This is a genomic window from Herbidospora mongoliensis, from assembly GCF_001570545.1.
Classification (GTDB): domain Bacteria; phylum Actinomycetota; class Actinomycetes; order Streptosporangiales; family Streptosporangiaceae; genus Herbidospora; species Herbidospora mongoliensis.
On record NZ_BBXD01000013.1, the window covers coordinates 75,592 to 97,576 of the forward strand.

Consider the following 21,985-nt stretch of genomic DNA (forward strand, 5'->3'; position numbering starts at 1 on the left):
ACGGTGACAACTTAGATCACATTGGTTTCTACTCCAATGACAGACTGAGCGACATGACCGGAAATATCGGCCTATGAACGTCGTTCGGCCCCAAGTCACCGTCGACCAGGCTCGCGAAGTCGCCGCCACCCTCTTCGGTGTTTCCGGTGAGGTGACCGAGGTCGGCAGCAATCAGGACCGCAATTACGTCGTCGACGGCCGCTACCTCCTCAAAGTGGCCAACGCGGGCTACACCGACGCCGAACTCGACGCCCAGGACGCCGCGCTGCTGCACCTGCGGGGCAAGGTCCGGGCGCCGGAGCCGCAGCCCGCCGTCGGCGGCGGTTACGTGGCCCGGTTCGGCGAAGGGCTGCGGGCGCGGCTGCTGACGTTCGTGCCGGGGACGCCGCTGATCGAGTCGTCCTATCTGGCGCCGGTCGTGGTCGGCCGGCTCGGCGACCTCGCGGGACGGGTCGTCAGGAACCTCGCCGATCTCGACCACCCGGGGCTCGACCGGGAGTCGCAGTGGGACCTGCGCCGGGCCCGGACCGAGATCGACCAGGTGATCGGCTCGCTGTCGACCGGCCGTGACCTGGTCAGAAGGGCCGCCGACCAGGCGTGCGACCGGCTCGACGCCCTCTCCGGGAACCTGCGGGTGCAGGCGATCCACGGCGACCTGACCGACGACAACGTGGTCTGTTCCGTCGCGAAGGACGGGCGGCCGGTGCCCGACGGCGTCATCGACTTCGGTGACCTCGGGCACGGCTGGATCGTCGGCGAACTCGCGGTGACCTGCGCCTCCTTGCTGCACCACGCGCCCGACCGGCCGCTCGCCATCCTCCCGGCGGTGCGGGCCTTCCAGCAGGTCGTGCCGCTGACCGGCGACGAACTCGCCGCGCTGTGGCCGGCGATCGTGGCCCGTACGGCGGTGCTGGTGGCCTGCGGGGTGCACCAGGCGCTGCTGGAGCCCGACAACGACTACGCGACCGAGCGGCAGGACGCCGAGTTCCGCGCCTTCGAGACCGCGCTCCGCCTGCCGTTCGAGGTGGCCGAGGCGGCGGTCCGCGAGACTCCCCCGGCCACGTTCGTCAGCAGGCCCATCGTGCCGGTGCTGCCGGTGCGGGACCTGTCGGTGACGAGCGATCTGCCGGGTGGGGTGTGGGAGACGTACACGCCGGAAAAGGGCGTCGTCCACCGGGCCGGCGAACCGCGCCTGACCCTCACCCGGACCCACTCCTTCGACGCGCCCGCGACGGTCCCGCTCGGCGTGGAGGCGCATCTGCCGCTGGGAACCGGGATCAACGCCCCCTTCGACGGGGAGGTGCGCGACGGCGTCATCGAGGGTCCCTCGTTCGATCTGCGGCTGTCCGGTGTGGACCTGTGGGAGGGGATGATCCGCGCCGGTGACCGGATCGGCACCGTGGCCGACGTGGTCTACGCGACCCTCTGTTCGGTACGCGACCTCGAACCCCCGGCCTTCGTCACCCCCGAGGAGCACGGCGCCTGGCAGGCGATCTGCCCCGACCCTGGCCCCCTCTTCGGCATCCGCCCGGTCGCCCGGACCGCCTTCTCGCGCAAGGCCCTCGCCGAGGTCCAGGAGCACTACTACGCCGACCCGCCCCAGATCGAGCGCGGCTGGCGGCAGCACCTCACCGACACCGGCGCCCGCACCTACCTCGACATGGTGAACAACGTCGCCGCGATCGGCCACGCCCACCCGCGCCTGACCGAGGCCGTGTCCCGGCAACTCGCGCTGCTGAACACCAACTCGCGGTTCAACTACCGCGCCATCGCCGAGTTCTCCCAGCGCCTCGCGGACCTGGCGCCCGACCCGCTCGACACGGTGTTCCTGGTCAACAGCGGTTCCGAGGCGGTCGACCTGGCGCTGCGCCTGGTCCAGGTCGCCACCGGCCGCCAGGAGATGCTCTGCGTCGCCGAGGCCTACCACGGCTGGACGATGGCCTCCGACGCCGTCAGCACCTCCACCGCCGACAACCCGAACGCCATGGACACCCGCCCCGGCTGGGTCCGCCCGGTCCCGGCCCCGCACCGCGACCCGGAAGCGCTCGGCAAGGCCCTGAGCATGATCGACGAACCGGCGGGCTTCATCGCCGAGGCCTTCTACGGCAACGCCGGCGGGATCCCGCTCCCCGACGGCTACCTGTCCGCGATCTACGCGAAGGTCCGCGCCCGTCAGGGGCTGTGCATCGCCGACGAGGTCCAGGTCGGCTACGGCCGCCTCGGCCGCCACTTCTGGGGCTTCGAGCAGCAGGGCGTCGTCCCCGACGTCATCACGGTCGCCAAGGCCATGGGCAACGGCCATCCGCTGGGCGCGGTCATCACGACGAGGGAGATCGCCGAGGCCTACAGAGAAGTCGGCTACTTCTTCTCCAGCGCCGGAGGCGGCCCGGTCAGCTGTGTCACCGGCATGACCGTGCTCGACGTCATCGAGCAGGAACGCCTCCAGGCCAACGCGCTGACCGTCGGCGACCGTCTGCGCGACCTCATGGAGACACTGGCCGACAAGCACCCGATCATCGGCGCCGTCCACGGCCTCGGCCTCTACATGGGCGTGGAGCTGAACCGCCCCGACGGCGCCCCGGCCACCGAGGAGACCCGGGCGATCTGCGACCGGATGCTGGAACTGGGCGTGATCGTGCAGCCGACCGGCGACGACCTCAACATCCTGAAGATCAAGCCGCCGATGGTGCTGACCGAGGAGAGCGCCGGGTTCTTCGCCGCCGCACTCGCGCGCACGTTGTCCGAGGGTTGGTGAAACCCCAGGTGGGGGCACTGCTCCGGGTATGATTCCCCGTCGCTGGCGCGCCCTGGCCGTCTGCCTCGTCCCGGCGTTCATGACGCTGCTGGACGTCTCGATCGTCAACGTCGCGCTCCCCGACATCCAGGCGGGGATCGGCGCCAGCGACAGCGGCCTCCAGTGGGTGGTGTCCGGCTACGCCCTCACCTTCGGCCTGGCCCTCATCCCGGGCGGGCGGCTGGGCGACGCGCGCAGCCGCCGGGCGGTGTTCATGTGGGGCATCGTGCTGTTCACGATCGCCAGCGCGGCCTGCGGCGCGGCCCAGAGCGAGTGGTGGCTGATCACCGCCCGGCTGGTGCAGGGGATGGCGGGAGCCCTGATGATGCCGCAGGTCAGCGGCTACATCCAGGAGATGTTCCAGGGTTCGGAGCGCGGCCGGGCCTTCGGCTACCTGGGCGCGGTGATCGGCCTGTCCACCGCCGTCGGACCGCTGCTCGGCGGCGTCCTGATCCAGATCTTCGGCGAGCAGAACGGCTGGCGCTGGGTCTTCTACGTCAACCTGCCGATCGGCCTGCTCTCGCTGCCGTTCGCGCTGCGGCTGCTGCCCGCGGGGAACCGGGCCCGCACCCTGAAGCCCGGGTTCGACCCCGTCGGGATCCTGCTGCTGGCGGCCGGGCTGATGCTGGTCCTGCTGCCGTTCCTCCAGGACCAGCTGTGGCCGGGGCCGGAGAAGTGGCTGCTCATCCCGGCCGGGATGGTCGTGCTGGCCGGCTTCGTGTGGTGGGAGCTGCGGGCGGTGCGGCGGATCGAGCCGCTCGTGCACATGGACCTGTTCCGGTCACGGTCGTTCACCCTCGGCGGGCTGATCGGGGTGCTCTACTTCGCCGGGTTCACCGCGATCTTCTTCGTGTTCACGCTGTTCCTGCAGAACGGCCTGCACTACTCGGCGCTGGCGGCCGGGCTCGCCTCGGTCCCGTTCGCGATCGGCTCGGGCATCGCCTCCGGGTTCGGCGGACGGCTGGTCGGCCGCTGGGGCCGGGCCATGGTCGCCTGGGGTCTGTTCATCGTGGCCGTGGGGTTCCTCGCCACGATGCTGGCCGTCCATCAGGTGCCCGGCCGCCACGCCGGGTGGGCGGCGGCCGGGCCGCTGCTGCTGTCGGGCATCGGCAGCGGGCTCGTCATCTCGCCCAACCAGACCCTCACGCTCAGCAGCGTGCCGGTGCGGCGGGCGGGGAGCGCCGGGGGCGTCCTGCAGACCTGGCAGCGGATCGGGTCGGCGGCCGGGATCGCGGCCGTCGGCGCGGTCTACTTCTCGCACCTGGACGTCTCCCACGGCGACTGGGCGGCCAGTTTCCAGGTCGCGATGCTGACCTCGGCCGCCTTCGTGGTGGCCGCCCTGCTGGTCGCCCTCTACGACCTGTTCGGGCCGGGCCGGTAGGTCAGCTCGACCACGCCGTCGTTGAACGGCCGGGTCTCGATCAGCCGCAGGTCCAGCGTGAGGTCGGGCGGGAACAGCGGGGTGCCGCCGCCGATGACGACCGGGTTGAGGTAGAGCCGGTATTCGTCGATCAGCCCGTGCCGCATGAACTGCGCCATCAGGTTCGCCCCGCCGAGCGCCATGTCGGCCCCGGAAGCGGCCTTCAGCTCCCTGACCCACCCAGGGTCGAACTCCCGCACGATCTCGGTGCCCGGACCGGCATCCTCCAGGGTGCGGGAGAAGACGTACTTCTTCTTGGAGCGCCAGATTTCGGCGAAGTCGACGATCTCCCGGGTGGCCGCCGGGTCCTGGTCGGCGGTCGGCCAGTAGCCGGCCATCAACTGGTGGGTGACCCGCCCGTCGATGAAGGCGCTCACCGGGGCGAGCAACTCGTTGAGGTGCCGGTGCAGCTCGGCGTCCACCCGGTGCCAGGAGATGTCCCGGTCAGGTCCCTCCATGTAGCCGTCGAGCGACACCGCCGAGGTGATCAGGATCTTCCGCATTCCCCCAGGCTAACTAGTGGGTCGCGTCGAGCCGGGCCCTCTGGTCGGCGGTCAGCTCCAGGTCCACGGCCGCCAGGTTCTCCTCCAGCTGGGCGAGCGACGAGGCCCCCGCCAGCGGGATGATCGGCAGGTCGTGGCCCATCTGCCAGGCCAGCACGACCTGGTTGACCGTCGCCCCGGCCTCGGCGGCGATCTCACGGACCTTCGCCAGCCGCGCGTCCACGCCCGGATGGCGGTAGTCGGGCGGGAACTCCTTGTCGGTCCGCGTGTAGCGGCCCGACAGCAGCGGCGAATAGGCCACCAGGGTGAGGTCCTCCTCTTCCCGCATGTACGTCACCAGGTCGGCCCCCGCCGCCCCGAGGTTGCCGTCGGGGAACAGCGCGTCGGGCAGGTCGAACCGGGGGCGCAGGTAACTGTGGTGGTACTGGAGGATCTCGTAGCCGGGCAGGCCCAGCCGCTTCGCCGTCGCGCGGGCCCGCTCGACCCGCCAGGCCGCGTGGTTGCTGACCCCGAGCATCCCGACCAGGCCCTCGGCGACCAGGGCGGCGAAGCCCTCGACGGTCTCCTCGGCCGGGGTGTGCCGGTCTTCGATGTGCGAGTACATGACGTCGATCCGGTCGAGGCCCATGCGCTCCATGCTGCGCTCGGCCGACTCACGGATGACCTTCGCGGACAGGCCCTCGGCGTCGTCGACGTAGCTCCTGCCGGGCGTGCGCGGCCGGCCGCCGACCTTGGTGGCGATCACGATCTCGTCGCCGGCGCCCCGCGACTTCCGCCACCGGCCGAGCAGCTCCTCGCTGTGGCCGCCCTGGCCGCCGTCGGTCCAGAAGGCGTAGTTGCCCGAGGTGTCGATGAAGGTGCCGCCCGCCTCCACGAACCGGTCGAGGATCGCGAAGCTGGTCGCCTCGTCGGTCACCGAGCCCAACAGCATCGCCCCCAGCGACAGCACGCTCACCTCGCGCCGGGTCTGCGGCGTGGTGCCGATCGTGCGGTATCTCATGTGTTCCTCCCGTCGTCGCGCCTTCGTTCAGGCAGATTCACAGCGCGAGTCTGGGTGCTGGAGCGCAGTCCAGGTCAAGCGGGGAAGACCGGGCCACTTCGTTCGGACAAATCCGGAAATATCATGACGGTCAATTCCGGGAACTCCAACGTATTCGTCATCGGAAGACAACCTTTCCCCTATTCACGGCATCCTGTGGCGTGTTCCCTCGCCATCCGGAGTGCCAAATGCCACGCGTCGCAGTCGCCGTTTCCGTCATCTTGCTCATGTCGGGCCTAGGGATATTCATCCTATTTTGGGCCGATAACCGAACACCCTGCGAAGCGGCTGTCGAAGTCGTCGCTCAGATACAGGAGATTGGTCCGAAAAGTCCGAATCTCGCCGCCACGTTCCCCGTCATCGACGGCCTGGTAGCGGGGCGGCTCGACGGCGTCTCCGGACGCGCGAACCCCGTGCTCACCGCCGATCTGACGCGCCTGCGCTCGGCGCTGCGCGGGGTCACGCCCGAGGATCTGAGCGACTCGTCCAGCGAGATCCGGGAGACGATGGCCAACGTCGTTTCATGTCAGAACGTCGACGCTTTTCCTGCGCAATAGGAACTCGTTTACATTCGTTAGCTATGTCCAGCTTTTCGCTTTTTGATACGGCGGGCACCCTACTGAACATTACGGAATCAATTCTGAGGCCGTAATTCGGATGCACGCACAAAGAGCATGGACTGATATGACTTTTCAGGATAAAGGGCGCGAGTTCGGGCGTCGCGCCGTCCGTGGCGCCAAGGCACTCGCCGTCGCCGTAGCGGCGAGCAGCATGGTCCTCACCGGGGCCACCGGCGCCACCGCGTCGACCTCGACCAACGCCGCTTCGAGCATGCTGAGCGACAGCGTCGGCTGGATCGACTGGAAGTACAACGAGAAGCGTCCGCTGAAGCGGATCAAGGTGATCAAGCGGTACCGCCACCACCACCACCGCCACCACCGCTTCCACCACCGTCACCACCGTCACAGCTTCCACCACCGTCACCATCACCACTGTGAGCACGGCCACCACCACGACGGCGGCTGGGACGGCGAAGACGGCGGCTGGGAAGGCGGCGAGGGCGGCTGGGACGGCGGCGAGGGCGGCGAGTGGGGCGGCGGCCACCACGACGGCCGGTGCCACCACCACCACCACCGTCACGAGCGCCACCACCACCACAAGAAGCACCACCACTTCGAAGAGCACCACGAGCACAAGAAGCACCACCACAAGGACCACGACGAGCACGAGAAGCACGAGAAGCACCACGAGCACGAGGGCCACCACGGCCACGAGCAGGGTGGCGGCTGGGACGACAACAACGACCGCGGCTGGGACAACAACGACCAGCAGGGCGGCGGTTGGGACAACAACGACCAGCAGGGCGGCGGTTGGGACAACAACGACCAGCAGGGCGGCTGGGACAACAACCAGGGCGGTGGCTGGGACAACAACGGCCAGCAGCCGCAGCAGCCTGGCAACCCGCAGGGCCCGCAGGGTCCCCAGGGTCCGCAGGGTCCGCAGGTTCCGAACGTCCAGCCGCAGGGGGCCCAAAACCCTAGCGTGCCCGTCCGCTCAGCGGCCCCTATGCGGGTCGAGAGCGTGGCGGGGATCCAGAACGTCGCGATGGTCAAGCACGACGACCCTCGCTACCACTGGAAGAAGAAGGTCTACATCCGTGGCCCGCGTGGCCCCATGGGTCCTCGGGGACCGCAGGGACCCCAGGGTCCGCAGGGCCCCTCGGGCGGTCCTGTCGGACCGCAGGGACCCCAGGGACCGCAGGGTCTCCAGGGACCGATCGGGCCTCAGGGTCCGGCCGGAACCAACGGTGTCCAGGGCCCGGCGGGCCCCCAGGGCGGGCCTGGCCCGCAGGGACCGATCGGCCCCCAGGGCCCGATCGGTAACAACGGCCTGACCGGCCCGGCCGGTCCGGCAGGCCCTGCCGGCCCGGTCGGCGGAGTCGGCCCGGCGGGTCCGGTAGGCCCCGGCGGTCCGGCCGGCCCGGCGGGTACGCCCGGCGCCACCGGCCCGGCCGGACCTCAGGGTCCGGCAGGCCCCGTGGGTGGGCCCGGCTCGACCGGACCTCAGGGTCCGGCAGGCCCGGCGGGCACGACCGGTCCGGCAGGCCCCGTGGGTGGGGTCGGCCCGGCTGGACCTACGGGTCCGGCAGGCCCGGCGGGCACGACCGGTCCGGCAGGCCCCGTGGGTGGGGTCGGCCCGGCTGGACCTACGGGTCCGGCAGGCCCGGCGGGCACGCCTGGCACGCCTGGCACGCCCGGCGCCACCGGCCCGGCAGGTCCGGCCGGCGCGCAGGGTCCGGCAGGTCCGGGTGGCCCGGCGGGTCCGGCGGGCACGACCGGCGCCACCGGTGCCACCGGCGCGACCGGCGCCACCGGCCCGGCAGGTCCGGCGGGTCCGGCGGGTCCGACCGGCGCGACTGGTCCGGCAGGACCGGAAGCGGCGCCGGCGGCTGTGTCGCTGTCCCCGCTGCTGCTGGACACGCTGCAGGTGTCGGTCCGTCCCGACGGACAGACGTGGATCCGCGACCCGCGGACCACGCCGTTCTGGCACAACCTGTCCACGCTGCCCGGCTACCCGACCGGTGTGCGCGCGGTATCGACCGAGGTCATCATCGAGGCCCTGATCCCGCTCCTGCACATCTCGGTTCAGACCGACACCGGTGACATCCACCGCACGATCTGCACCATCGGTCTGCCCATCCCGATCATCGGTGGCTTCTTCGCCCCCGGTGCTCCGCTCGGCCCGCCGGCTTACCCGGCGAACTGCACCGCCTGGTTCAACCAGACGCCTCCGCTCCGCATGGCCACCTGAGTTCCGACTCGGGTCCCATAAGGACTGACGGCTGAAGGCAGTAGGGCCGCGTACCTCCGGGTGCGCGGCCCTTTCTGTCTTTTCACGGGGGCTGGGCGGGGGTCAGGCGTACAGGAACCAGAAGCCGTGTTCCGGCACGCACTGGTAGGAGGTCCACCAGCCCTCGGTGATGCCGAGGTTGCCGACGCGGTTGCAGTCCCAGTTGTAGTAGTAGACGTTGCGGAGTGTGGCCGCCTGCGCGGGCGCGGCGCCCACAGACAGCACGAAGCCGAAGGCGAGAACGGCGGAGACCATCAGTTTGCGCATGGCGCGAGCGTCGCACCGCACCACCCCGCGAACCAGCTTCCCGATCCCGGCCACCCCGGTGACCTGCCTCGGCCTTCCACTGGCGATGAAAGATTCACTAACATCGGGTGATTTCTGTCGTCTCGGGGGGTTTGGGTGTCTTACACAGCCACGCGCTGGGCCTGCTACACCGGCTATGCCACACAAGCCATTGTCAACAATCTGGCGCCGCTGCTGTTCATCGTGTTCCAGACCGCCTACGACCTCCCGCTGGAAATGCTCGGACGTCTGGTGCTGCTCAACTTCGGCGCCCAGCTCATCACCGACATCATCGCGGTGCGCTACGTCGACCGGATCGGCTACCGGGGACCGCTCGTGCTGGCCCACGTGATGGCGGCCGCCGGGCTGATCCTGCTCGCGGTGGCGCCCTTCCTCGCGCCGACCCCCTACCTCGGGCTATGCATCGCGGTGGTCGTCTACGCCATCGGCGGCGGACTGCTCGAAGTACTGGTCAGCCCCGTCGTGGACGCGCTGCCGACCCCGCAGGAGGGCAAGGCGGCGGCGATGAGCCTGCTGCACTCGTTCTACTGCTGGGGCCAGGTCGCGGTGGTCGCCGGGTCGACGCTGCTTCTGGCCGGGATCGGGCGCGAGTCCTGGTATGTGCTGCCGCTGGTCTGGGCGGTCGTGCCGCTGGCCAACCTGGTGGCGTTCCTGCGGGTGCCGATGCCGGAGACCGTGCCGGACGAGCACCGGACCTCCCTGATGTCGCTGTTCAAGACGCCCGCGTTCGTGACGGCCATGGTGCTGATGCTGGCGGCCGGGGCCTCGGAGCTGACCATGTCGCAGTGGTCGTCGCTGTTCGCCGAGGAGGGGCTCGGGGCGTCCAAGGTCTGGGGCGACCTCGCCGGGCCGTGCCTGTTCGCGGTGCTGATGGGGGTCGGGCGGATCGTCTACGGGCTGTTCGGGGAGCGCATTCCGCTGGTCCCGGCGATGGTCGGCTCCGGCGTGCTCGCGACGGTCTGCTACCTGGTCGCGTGCCTGTCGGCCAACCCCGTGCTGGCCTTCGCGGGCTGCGCTCTGTGCGGGTTCGCGGTGAGCCTGCTGTGGCCGGGCACGTTCAGCCTCGCCTCCGCGCGGTTCCCGCTCGGCGGCGCCGCGATGTTCGGCGTGCTGGCCGTCTTCGGCGACCTCGGCGCCGCGGTCGGCCCGTGGACCGCGGGCGCGGTGGCGGACTCGACCGGCGGCGGGCTGAGCACCGGACTGCTCGCCGGGATCGTCTTCCCCGTCACCGTCGTCGTCGGCTCACTCGTGTACGGCGCGATGGGCCGTAATCACGTTTCGAGCAAGTGACCGATCCGTGACAAGGCGGGCACTTGACGCTCGTATATGTTAACGCTCACAGTCGACACGGCAACAAGCTTCACTCTGATTCCCAGCCGGGCCAGTGGTGTGAGCGCTAACAAAGACAAGGAAGGGACTTGACCTTGTTAAAGAAGATCATTGCACTGGTCGCGGTCGGTGTACTGGCGACTGCCTGCGGCGGCGACGCCGAGACCGGTGCCTCGAGCAGCGCCAGCAGTAGCAGCGGCGGCGACTCGACGATCACGATGGGCTTCGCCCAGGTGGGCGCCGAGAGTGGCTGGCGGACCGCCAACACCAAGTCGGTGCAGGAGGCGGCCAAGGCCGCCGGGATCGACCTGAAGTTCTCCGACGCTCAGCAGAAGCAGGAGAACCAGATCAAGGCGATCCGGTCCTACATCCAGCAGAAGGTCGACGTCATCGCCTTCTCGCCGGTGGTGGAGTCGGGTTGGGACACCGTCCTGATGGAGGCCAAGACCGCAAACATCCCGGTGATCCTGACCGACCGCGCGGTCGACTCGGCCGACACCTCGCTGTACAAGACCTTCCTGGGCTCCGACTTCGTCGAAGAGGGCAAGAAGGCCGGCCAGTGGCTGGTGGAGCAGTACGCCTCCGAGACCGGCGACGTCAACATCGTCGAGCTTCAGGGCACCACCGGTTCGGCTCCGGCCAACGACCGCAAGTCGGGCTTCGCCGAGGTCATCGGCGCCGATCCCAAGTTCAAGGTGATCGCCTCCCAGAGCGGCGACTTCACCCGCGCCAAGGGCAAGGAGGTCATGGACGCCTTCCTGAAGGCCAACCCTGACATCGACGTGCTCTACGCGCACAACGACGACATGGGCCTGGGCGCCATCGAGGCGATCGAGGGCGCGGGCAAGGTGCCCGGCAAGGACATCAAGATCATCACCGTCGACGCGGTCAAGGACGGCATGCAGGCCCTGGCCGACGGAAAGATCAACTACATCGTCGAGTGCTCCCCGCTGCTCGGCCCGCAACTGATGGACCTGGCCAAGAAGGTCCTCGCGGGGGAGACGGTCGAGACCCGGGTCGTCACCGAGGAGACCACCTTCACCCAGGAGCAGGCCAAGACGGCCCTGCCCACCCGCCAGTACTAGGAGCCGGGGAGCCGTCCCGCCCTGAGATCGGGGCGGCTCCCCTCCCAGACGAAGGCAAGAAAATGAGGAAGGCGCATGGCTGAAGCCATCCTGCGGATGACCGGGATCGGCAAGGAGTTCCCCGGCGTCCGGGCCCTGGACGGCGTGGACTTCCGGTTGCTCCCCGGCGAGGTGCACGCGCTCATGGGCGAGAACGGAGCCGGGAAGTCGACCTTGATCAAGGTCCTGACCGGGGTCTACTCCATCGACGCCGGTGAGATCGAACTGGCCGGGACGAAGGTGGCCTTCACCGGCCCGCTGGAAGCCCAGAAGGCCGGGATCAGCACGGTCTACCAAGAGGTCAACCTCTGCCGGAACCTGTCGGTCGCCGAGAACGTCTTCATCGGCCGCGAACCGCGGAAGTTCGGCCGCATCAACTGGCGTGAGATGCGCCGCCGGACGGCGGAGCTGCTGCGGCAGCTCGACCTGGCGATCGACGTCTCGAAGCCGCTGAGCCACTATTCACTGGCGATCCAGCAGATGGTCGCCATCGCGCGCGCGATCGACATCGACGCCCGGGTGCTTATCCTCGACGAGCCGACGTCCTCCCTCGACGCCGGCGAGGTCGCCCAGCTGTTCCGGGTGATGCGGCGCCTGAAGGACCAGGGCATCGCGATCCTGTTCGTGTCGCACTTCCTCGACCAGATCTACGAGATCGCCGACCGCATGACGATCCTGCGCAACGGCCGTCTCGTCGGCGAGTACGCCACCGCCGAACTCCCCCAGGTCGAACTGGTGGCCAAGATGATCGGCCGCGAACTGGCCGAGCTGGAGCGCCTGGACGACCGGCCGCCGGCCCGCACCTCCGACACCCTCGTGGAAGCCGTCGAGCTGGGCGGCAAGGTGGCGCCGTTCTCGCTGACCATCCAGGAGGGCGAGGTGGTGGGACTGGCCGGGCTGCTCGGCTCGGGCCGCACCGAGATCGCCCGCCTGCTGTTCGGCGCCGACCACGCCGCGACCGGCACCGTGCGCATCGGCGGTGAGCAGGTCTCCCTGCGCACCCCCCGCATCGCGATGTCCAAGGGCGTGGCGTTCTGCTCGGAGAACCGGCGCGAAGAGGGCCTGGTCCCGGAGCTGACCGTCCGCGAGAACCTCATCCTGGCGTTGCAGGCCGACCGAGGCTGGAGCCGCCCGGTGCCGCGCAAGAAGCAGGACGAACTGGTCGCCAAGTACATCAAGGCGCTGAACATCCGCCCGGACAACCCCGAGATGCTCATCCGGAACCTGTCAGGCGGCAACCAGCAGAAGGTGCTGCTGGCCCGCTGGCTCATCCTCGAACCCAAGCTGCTCATCCTCGACGAACCCACCCGGGGCATCGACGTCGGCGCCAAGGCCGAGATCCAGAAACTCGTCGTCGAACTGTCCGACGGCGGGATGGCGGTCCTGTTCATCTCCGCCGAACTGGACGAGGTGCTGCGGCTCAGCCACAAGGTCGCCGTCCTGCGCGACCGGCGCGTGGTCGCCGAACTCCCCAATGACGACAATCTGACCACGGACGTGCTGATGGAGACGATCGCCAGCGGAGCGGCCAAATGAAACGTCTCGCCTGGCCGTTGGGAATGCTGGCCGCCCTGCTGCTGGTCAACCTGATCTTCACCGACCACTTCTTCCAGATCGAGATCAAAGACGGCCACCTCTACGGCAGCCTGATCGACATCTTCCGCTTCGGCGCCCCCCTCATCCTGGTCGCGCTCGGAATGACGCTGGTCATCGCGACCAGCGGCATCGACCTGTCGGTCGGCTCGGTGGTGGCGATCTCCGGAGCGATGGCCTGCCTGCAGATCACCTCACTCTCCTCCCAGGACTCGATCGGCGGCGTCCTGGGCGCGGCGGGGATCGCCCTCGGGCTGGCCGTCGCGCTGGGCGTCGGCAACGGCTTCCTGGTCGCGGTCATCGGCATTCAGCCGATCATCGCGACGCTGATCCTGATGGTCGCCGGGCGAGGTCTGGCCCAGCTCATCAGCGACGGCCAGATCATCACCGTCAACAGCGCGCCCTACAAGCTGATCGGCGGCGGCTACTGGCTGACCCTGCCGTTCGGCATCATCATCGTCGCGGTCGTGCTGGCGCTGACCGCGTTCTTCACCCGGCGGCTGGCGCTCGGCCTGCTGATCGAGTCGGTCGGCGGCAACGCCGAGGCGAGCCGCCTGTCCGGCATCCGCTCGCGCGGCATCCTGATCGTCGTCTACGCCTTCTGCGCGCTGTGCGCGGGCATCGCCGGACTGATGATCAGCTCCAACGTCTCCAGCGCCGACGGCAACAACGCCGGCCTGTGGATCGAGCTGGACGCCATCCTCGCCGTCGTCATCGGCGGCACCTCCCTGGCCGGCGGCCGCTTCTCCCTCAGCGGCACCGTGCTGGGCGCCCTCATCATCCAGACCCTGACCACGACGATCTACTCCATCGGCGTGCCCCCGGAGACGACGCTGCTGTTCAAGGCGCTCGTCGTGACGATCGTCTGCCTGCTCCAGTCGCCGGCGTTCCGGGCCAAGGTCTTCCGCAACCGTAGAAAACCGGCGCCGCCGGCGGTGTCCGCCGAGGAGAAAGTGACGGTGGCCACGTGAAGACACTGGCGCTCCCCCGACAGCTGCCGCGGACGCTGCCCCGCAACTACCTGCCGGTGCTGGTGACCGGCGCGCTGTTCCTGGCGATGTTCGTGGCCGGCGGCATCCGGTACGAGGGCTTCGCGACCGGCCAGATCATCCTGAACGTCTTCATCGACAACGCCTTCCTGCTGGTCGTGGCGGTCGGCATGACGTTCGTCATCCTCACCGGGGGCATCGACCTGTCGGTCGGCTCGGTGGTGGCGCTGACCACGATGATCTCGGCCTCGCTGCTGCCGTCCACCCCCTCGTTCCTGGTGATCCTTCTGGTCCTGGCGATCGGCGGAACCCTGGGCGCGGCGATGGGCGCGATCATCCACTACTTCGAGATCCAGCCGTTCATCGTGACGCTCGCCGGGATGTTCCTGGCCCGGGGCCTGTGCTACACGATCGGCACCGACTCGATCCCGATCACCGACCCGACCTTCACCTCGATCGCGCAGACCCACATCGTTCTGGGGCCCGACCTCTGGATCTCCCCCAGCGTGCTGATCGCGGTGGCGGTGGTGGTGCTGGCGACGTACACACTGCACTACACGCGCACGGGCAGAAACGTCTACGCGGTCGGCGGCAACGAGCAGTCGGCGCTGCTCATGGGTCTGCCGGTGGCCCGGACCAAGATCGTCGTCTACACGATCTCCGGTCTGTGCTCGGCGCTCGGCGGCCTGCTGCTGTCGTTCTACATGCTGTCGGGCTACGGCCTGCACGCCGTCGGCATGGAACTCGACGCCATCGCGGCGGTCGTCATCGGCGGCACCCTGCTGACCGGCGGCTCCGGCTACCTGCTCGGCACGGTTCTCGGTGTGCTCGTGCTCGGGCTGATCCAGACGGTCATCAGCTTCGAGGGCACCCTCAGTTCATGGTGGACCAAGATCGTGATCGGGCTGCTCCTCCTGATCTTCATCCTTCTCCAGCGACTCATTGTGACGACAGGAGCGACACGTGACCGATGACAGATATGTGGTGGGAGTCGACTACGGCACCCTCTCGGGACGGGCCGTCGTGGTCCGGGTCCGGGACGGGGCCGAACTCGGCTCCGCCGTTCATGAATACGCGCAGGGGGTGATCTCCGGCCCCACCCCCGACTGGGCGCTGCAGTCGCCCGAAGACTGGCGTGAGGTGCTGCGGATCGCGGTGCCGAAGGCGGTGGAATCGGCCGGGGTCGCTCCTGAGGAAGTTATCGGCATCGCGACCGACTTCACGGCCTGCACCATCCTGCCCGCCCTGGCCGACGGAACCCCTTTGAACGAGCGGTTCCCCGACCGGCCGCACGCGTGGCCCAAGCTGTGGAAGCACCACGCCGCGCAGGCCCATGCCGACCGGATCAACGAGCTGGCCGCTTCCAGGGGGGAAGCGTGGCTGCCGAGGTACGGAGGCAAGATCTCGTCGGAGTGGGCGTTCGCCAAGGGTCTGCAGCTGCTGGAGGAGGACCCGGAGCTCTACGCGCTGGCCGACAGGTGGATCGAGGCGGCCGACTGGATCATCTGGGAACTGAGCGGCGTCGAGACGCGCAACGTCTGCACCGCCGGTTACAAGGGGATCTACCAGGACGGCTCCTACCCGTCCGAGGAGTTCCTGGCCGCGCTCAACCCCGGGTTCGCCGGTTTCACCGCGAAGCTCGGTAGCGAGCTGTCGCCCCTGGGCGGCCGCGCCGGCTCGTTGTCGGCGAAGGGCGCCGAGTGGACCGGCCTGCCCGAGGGCATCGCGGTCGCGGTCGGCAACGTCGACGCGCACGTGACGGCCGCCGCCGCCGACGCGGTGCGGCCCGGCCAGATGGTCGCGATCATGGGCACCTCGACGTGCCTGGTCATGAACGGTGAGAACCTCGCCGAGGTGCCGGGCATGTGCGGCGTGGTCCAGGACGGGATCGTTCCCGGGCTCTGGGGCTACGAGGCCGGGCAGTCGGCCGTCGGCGACATCTTCGCCTGGTTCGTCGACAACTACGTGCCCGCCTCCTACGTCGAGAAGGCCGCCGAGCTGGGCGTCTCGGTGCACCAATACCTGACCTCGCTGGCCGAGGGCCAGGCGATCGGCGCCCACGGGCTGGTCGCGCTCGATTGGTTCGGCGGCAACCGGTCGGTGCTGGTCGACCACGACCTCTCGGGTGTCGTCGTCGGCCAGACGCTGTCGACCAAGCCGGAGGACGTCTACCGCGCGCTGCTCGAGTCGACCGCGTTCGGCTGCCGGGTCATCGTGGAGACCTTCGAGGCCTCCGGGGTCCCGGTCGAGGAGTTCGTCGTCGCGGGCGGGCTGCTGAAGAACGCGTTCCTCATGCAGACCTACGCCGACGTGCTGCGCAAGCCGCTGGCGACCATCGAGTCCGATCAGGGTCCCGCGCTGGGTTCGGCCATCCACGCCGCGGTGGCGGCCGGGGCGTACGACGACATCCCCTCGGCGGCGGCGGCGATGGGCAAGCGGAAGGCGAAGGCGTACACGCCCGACCCCGAGCGGGCCGCGGCCTACGACCGGCTCTACGCCGAATACCGCATCCTGCACGACCACTTCGCCGGCCGCGGCCTGCTGCACCGGCTGCGCGCGATCCGGAACGAGGCCTCCCAGTGAGAAAGACCGTCAGCGCCCTGCACTCGGAACTCGTCCGCTACGGCCTGGTCGCCTGGACCGCCGGCAACGTCTCGGGCCGGATCCCGGGCGAGGACCTGTTCGTCATCAAGCCCAGCGGCCTGTCCTACGACGAACTGACCCCCGAGTCGATGGTCGTCTGCGACCTCGACGGCAACCTGGTCGAAGGCTCTTTCGAACCTTCGAGTGACACCGCCGCGCACGCCTACATCTACCGCCACCTGCCCGAGGTCGGCGGCGTCGTGCACACCCACTCGACCTACGCCTCCGCCTGGGCGGCCCGCGGCGAGTCGATCCCGTGCGTGCTGACCGCGATGGCCGACGAGTTCGGCGGCGAGATCCCCATCGGCCCGTTCGCCCTCATCGGCGGTGACGACATCGGCCGGGGCCTGGTCGACACGCTGAAGGGCCACCGCTCCCCCGCGGTCCTCATGCGCAACCACGGCGTCTTCACCATCGGCGCCACCCCCAAGGCCGCCGTCAAGGCCGCCGTGATGTGTGAGGACGTCGCCCGGACCGTGCACATCGCCCGCCAGCTCGGCGACGTCATCCCCATCGAAGAAAAGCACATCGACGCGCTGTACGACCGCTACCAGAACGTCTACGGACAGAGGAGCACCAAGTGAAACTGTGGTTTCTGACCGGCAGCCAGTCTCTCTACGGAGACGAGACGCTGGCCCAGGTCGCCGACCAGTCGCGGGCGATCGCGACGGAGTTGGGCCACGCCCTGCCGTTCGATCTGGAGTGGAAGCCGGTCCTGCTCGACGCGACGTCCATCCGCAACGTGATGCTCGCCGCCAACGCCGACGACGAGTGCGGCGGCATCATCGCGTGGATGCACACCTTCTCCCCGGCGAAGATGTGGATCGCCGGTCTCGACGCCCTGCGCAAGCCGCTGCTGCACCTGCACACCCAGGCCAACCGCGACCTGCCGTGGGCGACCATCGACATGGACTTCATGAACCTGAACCAGGCCGCCCACGGCGACCGCGAGTTCGGCTACGTCCAGTCGCGCCTCGGCGTGGCCCGCAAGACCGTCACCGGCCACGTCTCCGACCCGGCCGTGGCGTCCCGAATCTCGGCATGGGCACGGGCCGCGGCCGGCCGGGCCGAGGTCGGCTCCCTGAAACTGGCGCGGTTCGGCGACAACATGCGCGACGTCGCGGTGACCGAGGGCGACAAGGTCGAGGCCCAGCTGCGCTTCGGCGTCTCGGTGAACACCTACGGCGTCAACGACCTGGTCGCGGTCGTCGACGCGCAGTCCGACGCCGACGTCACCGCCCTGGTGAAGGAGTACGAGGACCTCTACGACGTCGCCGCGGACCTTCGTAGTGACGGTTCCCGGCACGAGTCGCTGCGCTACGGCGCCCGGATCGAGCTCGGCCTGCGCACCTTCCTCACCGAAGGCGGCTTCAAGGCGTTCACCACCAACTTCGAGGACCTCGGCGGCCTGCGCCAGCTCCCCGGCCTGGCGGTCCAGCGTCTGATGGCCGACGGCTACGGCTTCGGCGGCGAGGGCGACTGGAAGACGTCGGTCCTGCTCAGGACTCTGAAGGCGATGGTGCCCGGGGGCGGCACCTCGTTCATGGAGGACTACACCTATCACCTGACGCCCGGTGAAGAGCTGATCCTCGGCGCCCACATGCTGGAGGTCTGCCCCAGCATCGCCGCCGGGAAGCCGTCGCTGGAGGTCCACCCGCTCGGCATCGGCGGCCGCGAAGACCCGGTCCGCCTGGTCTTCAACGCGGCTCCCGGCCCGGCGGTCGTCATCGGCCTGGCCGACATGGGCGAGCGCTTCCGCCTGGTCGCCAACGAGATCGACGTGGTGGCCCCGCCGGAGGCCCTGCCCAACCTCCCGGTGGCCCGCGCCGTCTGGAAGCCCCGCCCCGACCTGCGCACCTCCTCGGAGTCGTGGCTGACCGCCGGAGCGCCGCACCACACCGTGCTCTCGGCCGCCGTCGGCGCGGAGGAACTGCACGACTTCTCCGACATGCTCGGCGTGGAACTCCTGCTGATCGACGCGGACACCACGACGCGCCGGTTCACCCAGGAACTGCGCTGGAACCAGGCCTACTACCGCCTGGCCCAGGGCTTCTAGGACCTGCCGAATGAGGTGAGACGGCTGCGAGGAGTGCCATCCTCCCGGCCGCCCCACCCACCCTGGGGTCGAGCCATCGTCGCCGCCGCGACCGACGTTCTCCCCGGCGACGATCACGCCTGTGGAAAACCCATGAGCGGCAGCCGCCAGGTCTACCCCGTGCGCCGGAGAGACCTGGCGGTCGCATCCACGCTTTCCTCCGGGGGCAGGCCCTAGGTTGGGATCATGCTGCTCCGCGAGCTGGAATACCTCGTCGCGCTGGCCCGCGAGCGCCACTTCGCCCGAGCCGCCGAGGCGTGCCACGTCTCCCAGCCGTCGCTGTCAGCGGGCATCCGCCGCCTGGAAACCGATCTCGACGTGACGCTGGTGCGTCGCGGGAGAAGGTTCACCGGCCTGACCGAGGAGGGCGAGCGGGTCCTCCTGTGGGCCCACCGGATCCTCGCCGACCGCGACGGCCTGCGCGACGACCTCAACCAGATGCGGGCCGGCATCTCCGGCACACTCCGGCTCGGCGCGATTCCCACCGCCCTCGCCGCGACGTCACTGCTCACCACCCCTTTCTGTGTACGTCACCCGCACGCCCGCATCTCCCTCGGCAGCCTGTCCTCGCGCGAGATCCACCGGCGGCTGAACGACTTCGAGATCGACGCCGCGCTGACCTACCTCGACGGTGAGGACGGCGAGCGCGCCATCCCCCTCTACGAGGAGCGCTACCTGCTGCTCACCCCCGACGACGGCGAACTCGCCGACCGGGCGAGGGCCCGCTGGACCGAGGTCGCCGCGCTGCCGCTCTGCCTGCTCGGCCAGGAGATGCGCAACCGCCGCATCCTCGACGACCTGTTCCACGACGCCGGCGCGGCGGTGATCCCCGCGATCGAGACCGACAGCGTCTCGGCGCTGTTCGCCCACGTCGCCACCCACCGCTGGTCGAGCGTGATCGCGCACGCGTGGCTGCACATGATCGGTGTCCCCGAGGGCATGAAGATCGTCCCGATGGAGACCCCGACCCGCGCCCCGCAGATCGGCCTGGTCACGGCCGAGCGTTCGCCGGAGCCCGTGGTCGTGCGAGCGCTCCTCGACGTCGCCCGCGGCCTCGATCTTCGCGACGCCCTCGACGCCACCCTGCGCACCCACCTGGCACGATAGGCAACGTCTATCATCAATAGGAACATACGCTTTGACCTGCTATGGAGCGTCTTGAAGGGTGGACATAGACCACCTTCCTGGCGGACGAAAGGCGATTCCCATGGCCAAGGTCCTGTGTGTTCTGTATGACGACCCGGTCGACGGCTACCCCAAGACGTATGCCCGTGACGACCTTCCCCACCTGGACGGCTACCCGGGCGGGCAGACGCTGCCGACGCCGGCGGGAACCGACTTCACCCCGGGCCACCTGCTCGGCAGCGTGTCGGGCGAGCTCGGCCTGCGTAAATACCTGGAGGAGCGCGGCCACACGCTGGTCGTGACGTCCGACAAGGAGGGCGAGAACTCCGAGTTCGACCGTGAGCTCGTCGACGCCGACATCGTCATCTCGCAGCCGTTCTGGCCGGCGTACCTGACGCCGGAGCGGTTCGCTAAGGCCGAGAAGCTCAAGATCGCGATCACCGCCGGCATCGGCTCCGACCACGTCGACCTCGACTCCGCCATCGAGCGCGGCGTCACGGTCGCCGAGGTGACCTACTGCAACAGCATCAGCGTCGCCGAGCACGTGGTGATGATGATCCTGGGCCTGGTCCGCGACTACATCCCGGCCTACGAGTGGGTCAAGAAGGGCGGCTGGAACATCGCCGACGTGGTCAAACGCTCCTACGACCTCGAAGGCATGCACGTCGGCACCGTGGCGGCCGGCCGCATCGGCCTGGCGGTGCTGCGGCGGCTGGCGCCGTTCGACGTCCACCTCCACTACACCGACCGGCACCGTCTGCCCAAGGAGATCGAGGAGAGCCTCAACCTCACCTGGCACGACAGCACCGCCGACATGGCCCCGGTGTGCGACGTCATCACGATCAACGCCCCGCTCCACCCGGAGACCGAGGGCATGTTCGACGACAAGCTGATCAGCACGATGAAGCGCGGCGCGTACCTGATCAACACCGCCCGCGCCAAGATCGCCGACCGCGACGCGATCGTCCGCGCCCTGGAGAGCGGCCAGCTCGCCGGCTACGCGGGCGACGTGTGGTACCCGCAGCCGGCCCCGGCCGACCACCCGTGGCGGACCATGCCGCACCACGGCATGACCCCGCACATGTCCGGCTCCTCCCTCTCGGCCCAGGCCCGCTACGCGGCCGGCACCCGGGAGATCCTGGAGTCGTTCTTCGCCGGCACCCCCATCCGCGACGAGTACCTGATCGTCGACGGCGGCGGCCTGGCCGGGACGGGCGCCCACTCGTACAGCACCAATAAGTAGCCACGGTAAGTAGCCACGGCGATCCGCTTGCCAGACGGCGGTTGAAAGGGTTCAGTCCCCGAGTGACGATCATTCGCTCGCTGGTGCTGTTCGCCGTCGCCGCCATCGCAGAGATCGGCGGCGCCTGGCTCGTCTGGCAAGGGGTCCGCGAACACCGCGGCCTCATCTGGGCCGGGGCCGGGGTGATCGCGCTGGGGATCTACGGATTCGTCGCGACGCTCCAGCCCCAGGCCGAGTTCGGCCGCATCCTGGCCGCCTACGGCGGGGTGTTCGTGGCGGGGTCGCTGGCCTGGGGAATCGTGTTCGACGGCTTCCGCCCCGATCGGTGGGACCTGATCGGGGCGGGCATCTGCCTGCTCGGCGTGGCGGTCATCATGTATGCCCCGCGAGGATGAATGCGCCGATCCCGATCAGAACGATGGGGAAGACGATGTGCCCCCATCTGGCCAGCGCCTTCGCGACCACGGGCCGCGTCGCGAGGAACCGGCCGACGAGGCAGAGCACGCCCACCATGATCAGGAAGACGATCACGTAGACGACGATGCCCTGGGTGGCGAAGACGGGGACGTACACACCGATGTTGTCACCGCCGTTCGCGAAGGTGATCCCGGCGACGGCGAGGATGCCGGTCGGCGCGGCGGCGGCTTCGTCGTCGTCCTTGTTCCTGAGGCCCCACAGGGCGCGCAGGCCGAGCGCGAGCGGGATCAGCCCGAGCCACCTGATCACCCCGTCGGGCAGCGCCGCCGCGCCGAGGGCGATCACGATGGAGACGGCGAGGATCGCGGCGAATCCGAGGTATTGCCCCAGAACGATCCGGAGAGCTGTGGTCTGGGTGAAAAAGAGGGCGATCAGCACGAGATCGTCCACGTTCGTAATAAGGAAAAGGCCGATGGCCTGCCCGATGGTGCCCGCGTTCACCCGGCTATCCTGCA

19 protein-coding genes are annotated in these 21,985 nt (G+C 69.3%); 15 read left to right on the plus strand and 4 right to left on the minus strand.

The annotated features are described in order from the left end of the window. Positions 1-73 precede the first annotated feature (73 nt). Positions 74-2,755, plus strand: coding sequence for an aminotransferase (locus tag AW272_RS17450; protein WP_066366109.1), 2,682 nt, complete (start codon positions 74-76; stop codon positions 2,753-2,755). Positions 2,756-2,783: 28 nt separating this feature from the next. Continuing rightward, complete coding sequence (locus AW272_RS17455) at positions 2,784-4,175, plus strand: MFS transporter (RefSeq protein WP_066366114.1); 1,392 nt, start codon at positions 2,784-2,786, stop codon at positions 4,173-4,175. Here AW272_RS17455 and AW272_RS17460 read toward each other — a convergent pair. Together AW272_RS17460 and AW272_RS17465 are read right to left on the minus strand one after the other, a co-directional pair. Then, on the minus strand, positions 4,148-4,717 hold the full coding sequence (locus AW272_RS17460) for a dihydrofolate reductase family protein (RefSeq protein WP_066366116.1): 570 nt from the start codon (positions 4,715-4,717) through the stop codon (positions 4,148-4,150). The two genes, AW272_RS17455 and AW272_RS17460, sit on opposite strands and share 28 nt — an antisense overlap. A 13-nt stretch (positions 4,718-4,730) precedes the next feature. Continuing rightward, a complete protein-coding gene (locus AW272_RS17465; RefSeq protein WP_066366118.1) occupies positions 4,731-5,717 on the minus strand; it encodes an aldo/keto reductase in 987 nt (328 codons plus the stop codon). Positions 5,718-5,944: 227 nt separating this feature from the next. Between AW272_RS17465 and AW272_RS17470 the strand changes: the two genes are divergently transcribed. Both AW272_RS17470 and AW272_RS45595 read left to right on the plus strand, forming a co-directional pair. After that, a complete protein-coding gene (locus AW272_RS17470) occupies positions 5,945-6,313 on the plus strand; it encodes a hypothetical protein (protein WP_157518606.1) in 369 nt (122 codons plus the stop codon). A gap of 127 nt (positions 6,314-6,440) precedes the next feature. Further along, a complete protein-coding gene (locus tag AW272_RS45595) occupies positions 6,441-8,567 on the plus strand; it encodes a hypothetical protein (RefSeq protein WP_218010935.1) in 2,127 nt (708 codons plus the stop codon). 102 nt (positions 8,568-8,669) lie between these two features. Here the strand turns inward: AW272_RS45595 and AW272_RS17480 are convergent, their stop codons facing one another. Next, on the minus strand, positions 8,670-8,873 hold the full coding sequence (locus AW272_RS17480; RefSeq protein ID WP_157518607.1) for a hypothetical protein: 204 nt from the start codon (positions 8,871-8,873) through the stop codon (positions 8,670-8,672). Between the two features lie 135 nt (positions 8,874-9,008). Between AW272_RS17480 and AW272_RS17485 the strand changes: the two genes are divergently transcribed. The 11 genes from AW272_RS17485 to AW272_RS17535 all read left to right on the plus strand — a co-directional run bounded on the left by AW272_RS17485 (position 9,009) and on the right by AW272_RS17535 (position 21,448). Then, positions 9,009-10,202 (plus strand): MFS transporter, encoded by a 1,194-nt coding sequence (locus tag AW272_RS17485; RefSeq protein WP_066366123.1) that lies wholly within the window; start codon positions 9,009-9,011, stop codon positions 10,200-10,202. A gap of 128 nt (positions 10,203-10,330) precedes the next feature. Next, on the plus strand, positions 10,331-11,326 hold the full coding sequence (locus AW272_RS17490; protein ID WP_066366125.1) for an ABC transporter substrate-binding protein: 996 nt from the start codon (positions 10,331-10,333) through the stop codon (positions 11,324-11,326). Between the two features lie 75 nt (positions 11,327-11,401). Next, the gene (locus AW272_RS17495; RefSeq protein WP_066366128.1) at positions 11,402-12,901 is read left to right on the plus strand and encodes a sugar ABC transporter ATP-binding protein; all 1,500 of its coding nucleotides are present in this window, start codon (positions 11,402-11,404) and stop codon (positions 12,899-12,901) included. Then, positions 12,898-13,929, plus strand: a complete 1,032-nt coding sequence (locus AW272_RS17500) for an ABC transporter permease (RefSeq protein ID WP_066366131.1) — start codon at positions 12,898-12,900, stop codon at positions 13,927-13,929. Before AW272_RS17495 ends, AW272_RS17500 begins: the two co-directional genes overlap by 4 nt. Next, complete coding sequence (gene yjfF, locus AW272_RS17505) at positions 13,926-14,921, plus strand: galactofuranose ABC transporter, permease protein YjfF (RefSeq protein ID WP_083958413.1); 996 nt, start codon at positions 13,926-13,928, stop codon at positions 14,919-14,921. Before AW272_RS17500 ends, yjfF begins: the two co-directional genes overlap by 4 nt. Positions 14,922-14,928: 7 nt before the next feature. Next, positions 14,929-16,530, plus strand: a complete 1,602-nt coding sequence (araB, locus tag AW272_RS17510; protein ID WP_066366822.1) for a ribulokinase — start codon at positions 14,929-14,931, stop codon at positions 16,528-16,530. Next, complete coding sequence (locus tag AW272_RS17515) at positions 16,527-17,174, plus strand: L-ribulose-5-phosphate 4-epimerase (protein WP_066366133.1); 648 nt, start codon at positions 16,527-16,529, stop codon at positions 17,172-17,174. The genes araB and AW272_RS17515 overlap by 4 nt, the downstream gene beginning before the upstream one ends. Then, positions 17,171-18,646, plus strand: a complete 1,476-nt coding sequence (gene araA / locus AW272_RS17520; RefSeq protein ID WP_066366138.1) for an L-arabinose isomerase — start codon at positions 17,171-17,173, stop codon at positions 18,644-18,646. The genes AW272_RS17515 and araA overlap by 4 nt, the downstream gene beginning before the upstream one ends. A 225-nt stretch (positions 18,647-18,871) precedes the next feature. Next, a complete protein-coding gene (locus AW272_RS17525) occupies positions 18,872-19,792 on the plus strand; it encodes a LysR family transcriptional regulator (protein ID WP_066366140.1) in 921 nt (306 codons plus the stop codon). Between the two features lie 100 nt (positions 19,793-19,892). Next, positions 19,893-21,053, plus strand: coding sequence for an NAD-dependent formate dehydrogenase (locus tag AW272_RS17530; RefSeq protein WP_066366142.1), 1,161 nt, complete (start codon positions 19,893-19,895; stop codon positions 21,051-21,053). Between the two features lie 62 nt (positions 21,054-21,115). Beyond that, positions 21,116-21,448, plus strand: coding sequence for a YnfA family protein (locus tag AW272_RS17535; RefSeq protein ID WP_066366144.1), 333 nt, complete (start codon positions 21,116-21,118; stop codon positions 21,446-21,448). Here the strand turns inward: AW272_RS17535 and AW272_RS17540 are convergent. Then, complete coding sequence (locus AW272_RS17540) at positions 21,426-21,971, minus strand: cadmium resistance transporter (protein ID WP_066366146.1); 546 nt, start codon at positions 21,969-21,971, stop codon at positions 21,426-21,428. The two genes, AW272_RS17535 and AW272_RS17540, sit on opposite strands and share 23 nt — an antisense overlap. Positions 21,972-21,985 lie beyond the last annotated feature (14 nt).

What these genes read in the sequence shown, in the direction of transcription:
- AW272_RS17525 (WP_066366140.1), top strand. Translation starts at nt 18,872, where the DNA reads ATGCTGCTCCGCGAGCTGGAATACCTCGTCGCGCTGGCCCGCGAGCGC.
- AW272_RS17450 (WP_066366109.1), top strand. Translation starts at nt 74, where the DNA reads ATGAACGTCGTTCGGCCCCAAGTCACCGTCGACCAGGCTCGCGAAGTC.
- AW272_RS17465 (WP_066366118.1), bottom strand. Translation starts at nt 5,717, where the DNA reads ATGAGATACCGCACGATCGGCACCACGCCGCAGACCCGGCGCGAGGTG.
- AW272_RS17470 (WP_157518606.1), top strand. Translation starts at nt 5,945, where the DNA reads ATGCCACGCGTCGCAGTCGCCGTTTCCGTCATCTTGCTCATGTCGGGC.
- AW272_RS17495 (WP_066366128.1), top strand. Translation starts at nt 11,402, where the DNA reads ATGGCTGAAGCCATCCTGCGGATGACCGGGATCGGCAAGGAGTTCCCC.
- AW272_RS17455 (WP_066366114.1), top strand. Translation starts at nt 2,784, where the DNA reads ATGATTCCCCGTCGCTGGCGCGCCCTGGCCGTCTGCCTCGTCCCGGCG.
- AW272_RS17460 (WP_066366116.1), bottom strand. Translation starts at nt 4,717, where the DNA reads ATGCGGAAGATCCTGATCACCTCGGCGGTGTCGCTCGACGGCTACATG.
- AW272_RS17500 (WP_066366131.1), top strand. Translation starts at nt 12,898, where the DNA reads ATGAAACGTCTCGCCTGGCCGTTGGGAATGCTGGCCGCCCTGCTGCTG.
- AW272_RS45595 (WP_218010935.1), top strand. Translation starts at nt 6,441, where the DNA reads ATGACTTTTCAGGATAAAGGGCGCGAGTTCGGGCGTCGCGCCGTCCGT.
- AW272_RS17530 (WP_066366142.1), top strand. Translation starts at nt 19,893, where the DNA reads ATGGCCAAGGTCCTGTGTGTTCTGTATGACGACCCGGTCGACGGCTAC.
- AW272_RS17480 (WP_157518607.1), bottom strand. Translation starts at nt 8,873, where the DNA reads ATGCGCAAACTGATGGTCTCCGCCGTTCTCGCCTTCGGCTTCGTGCTG.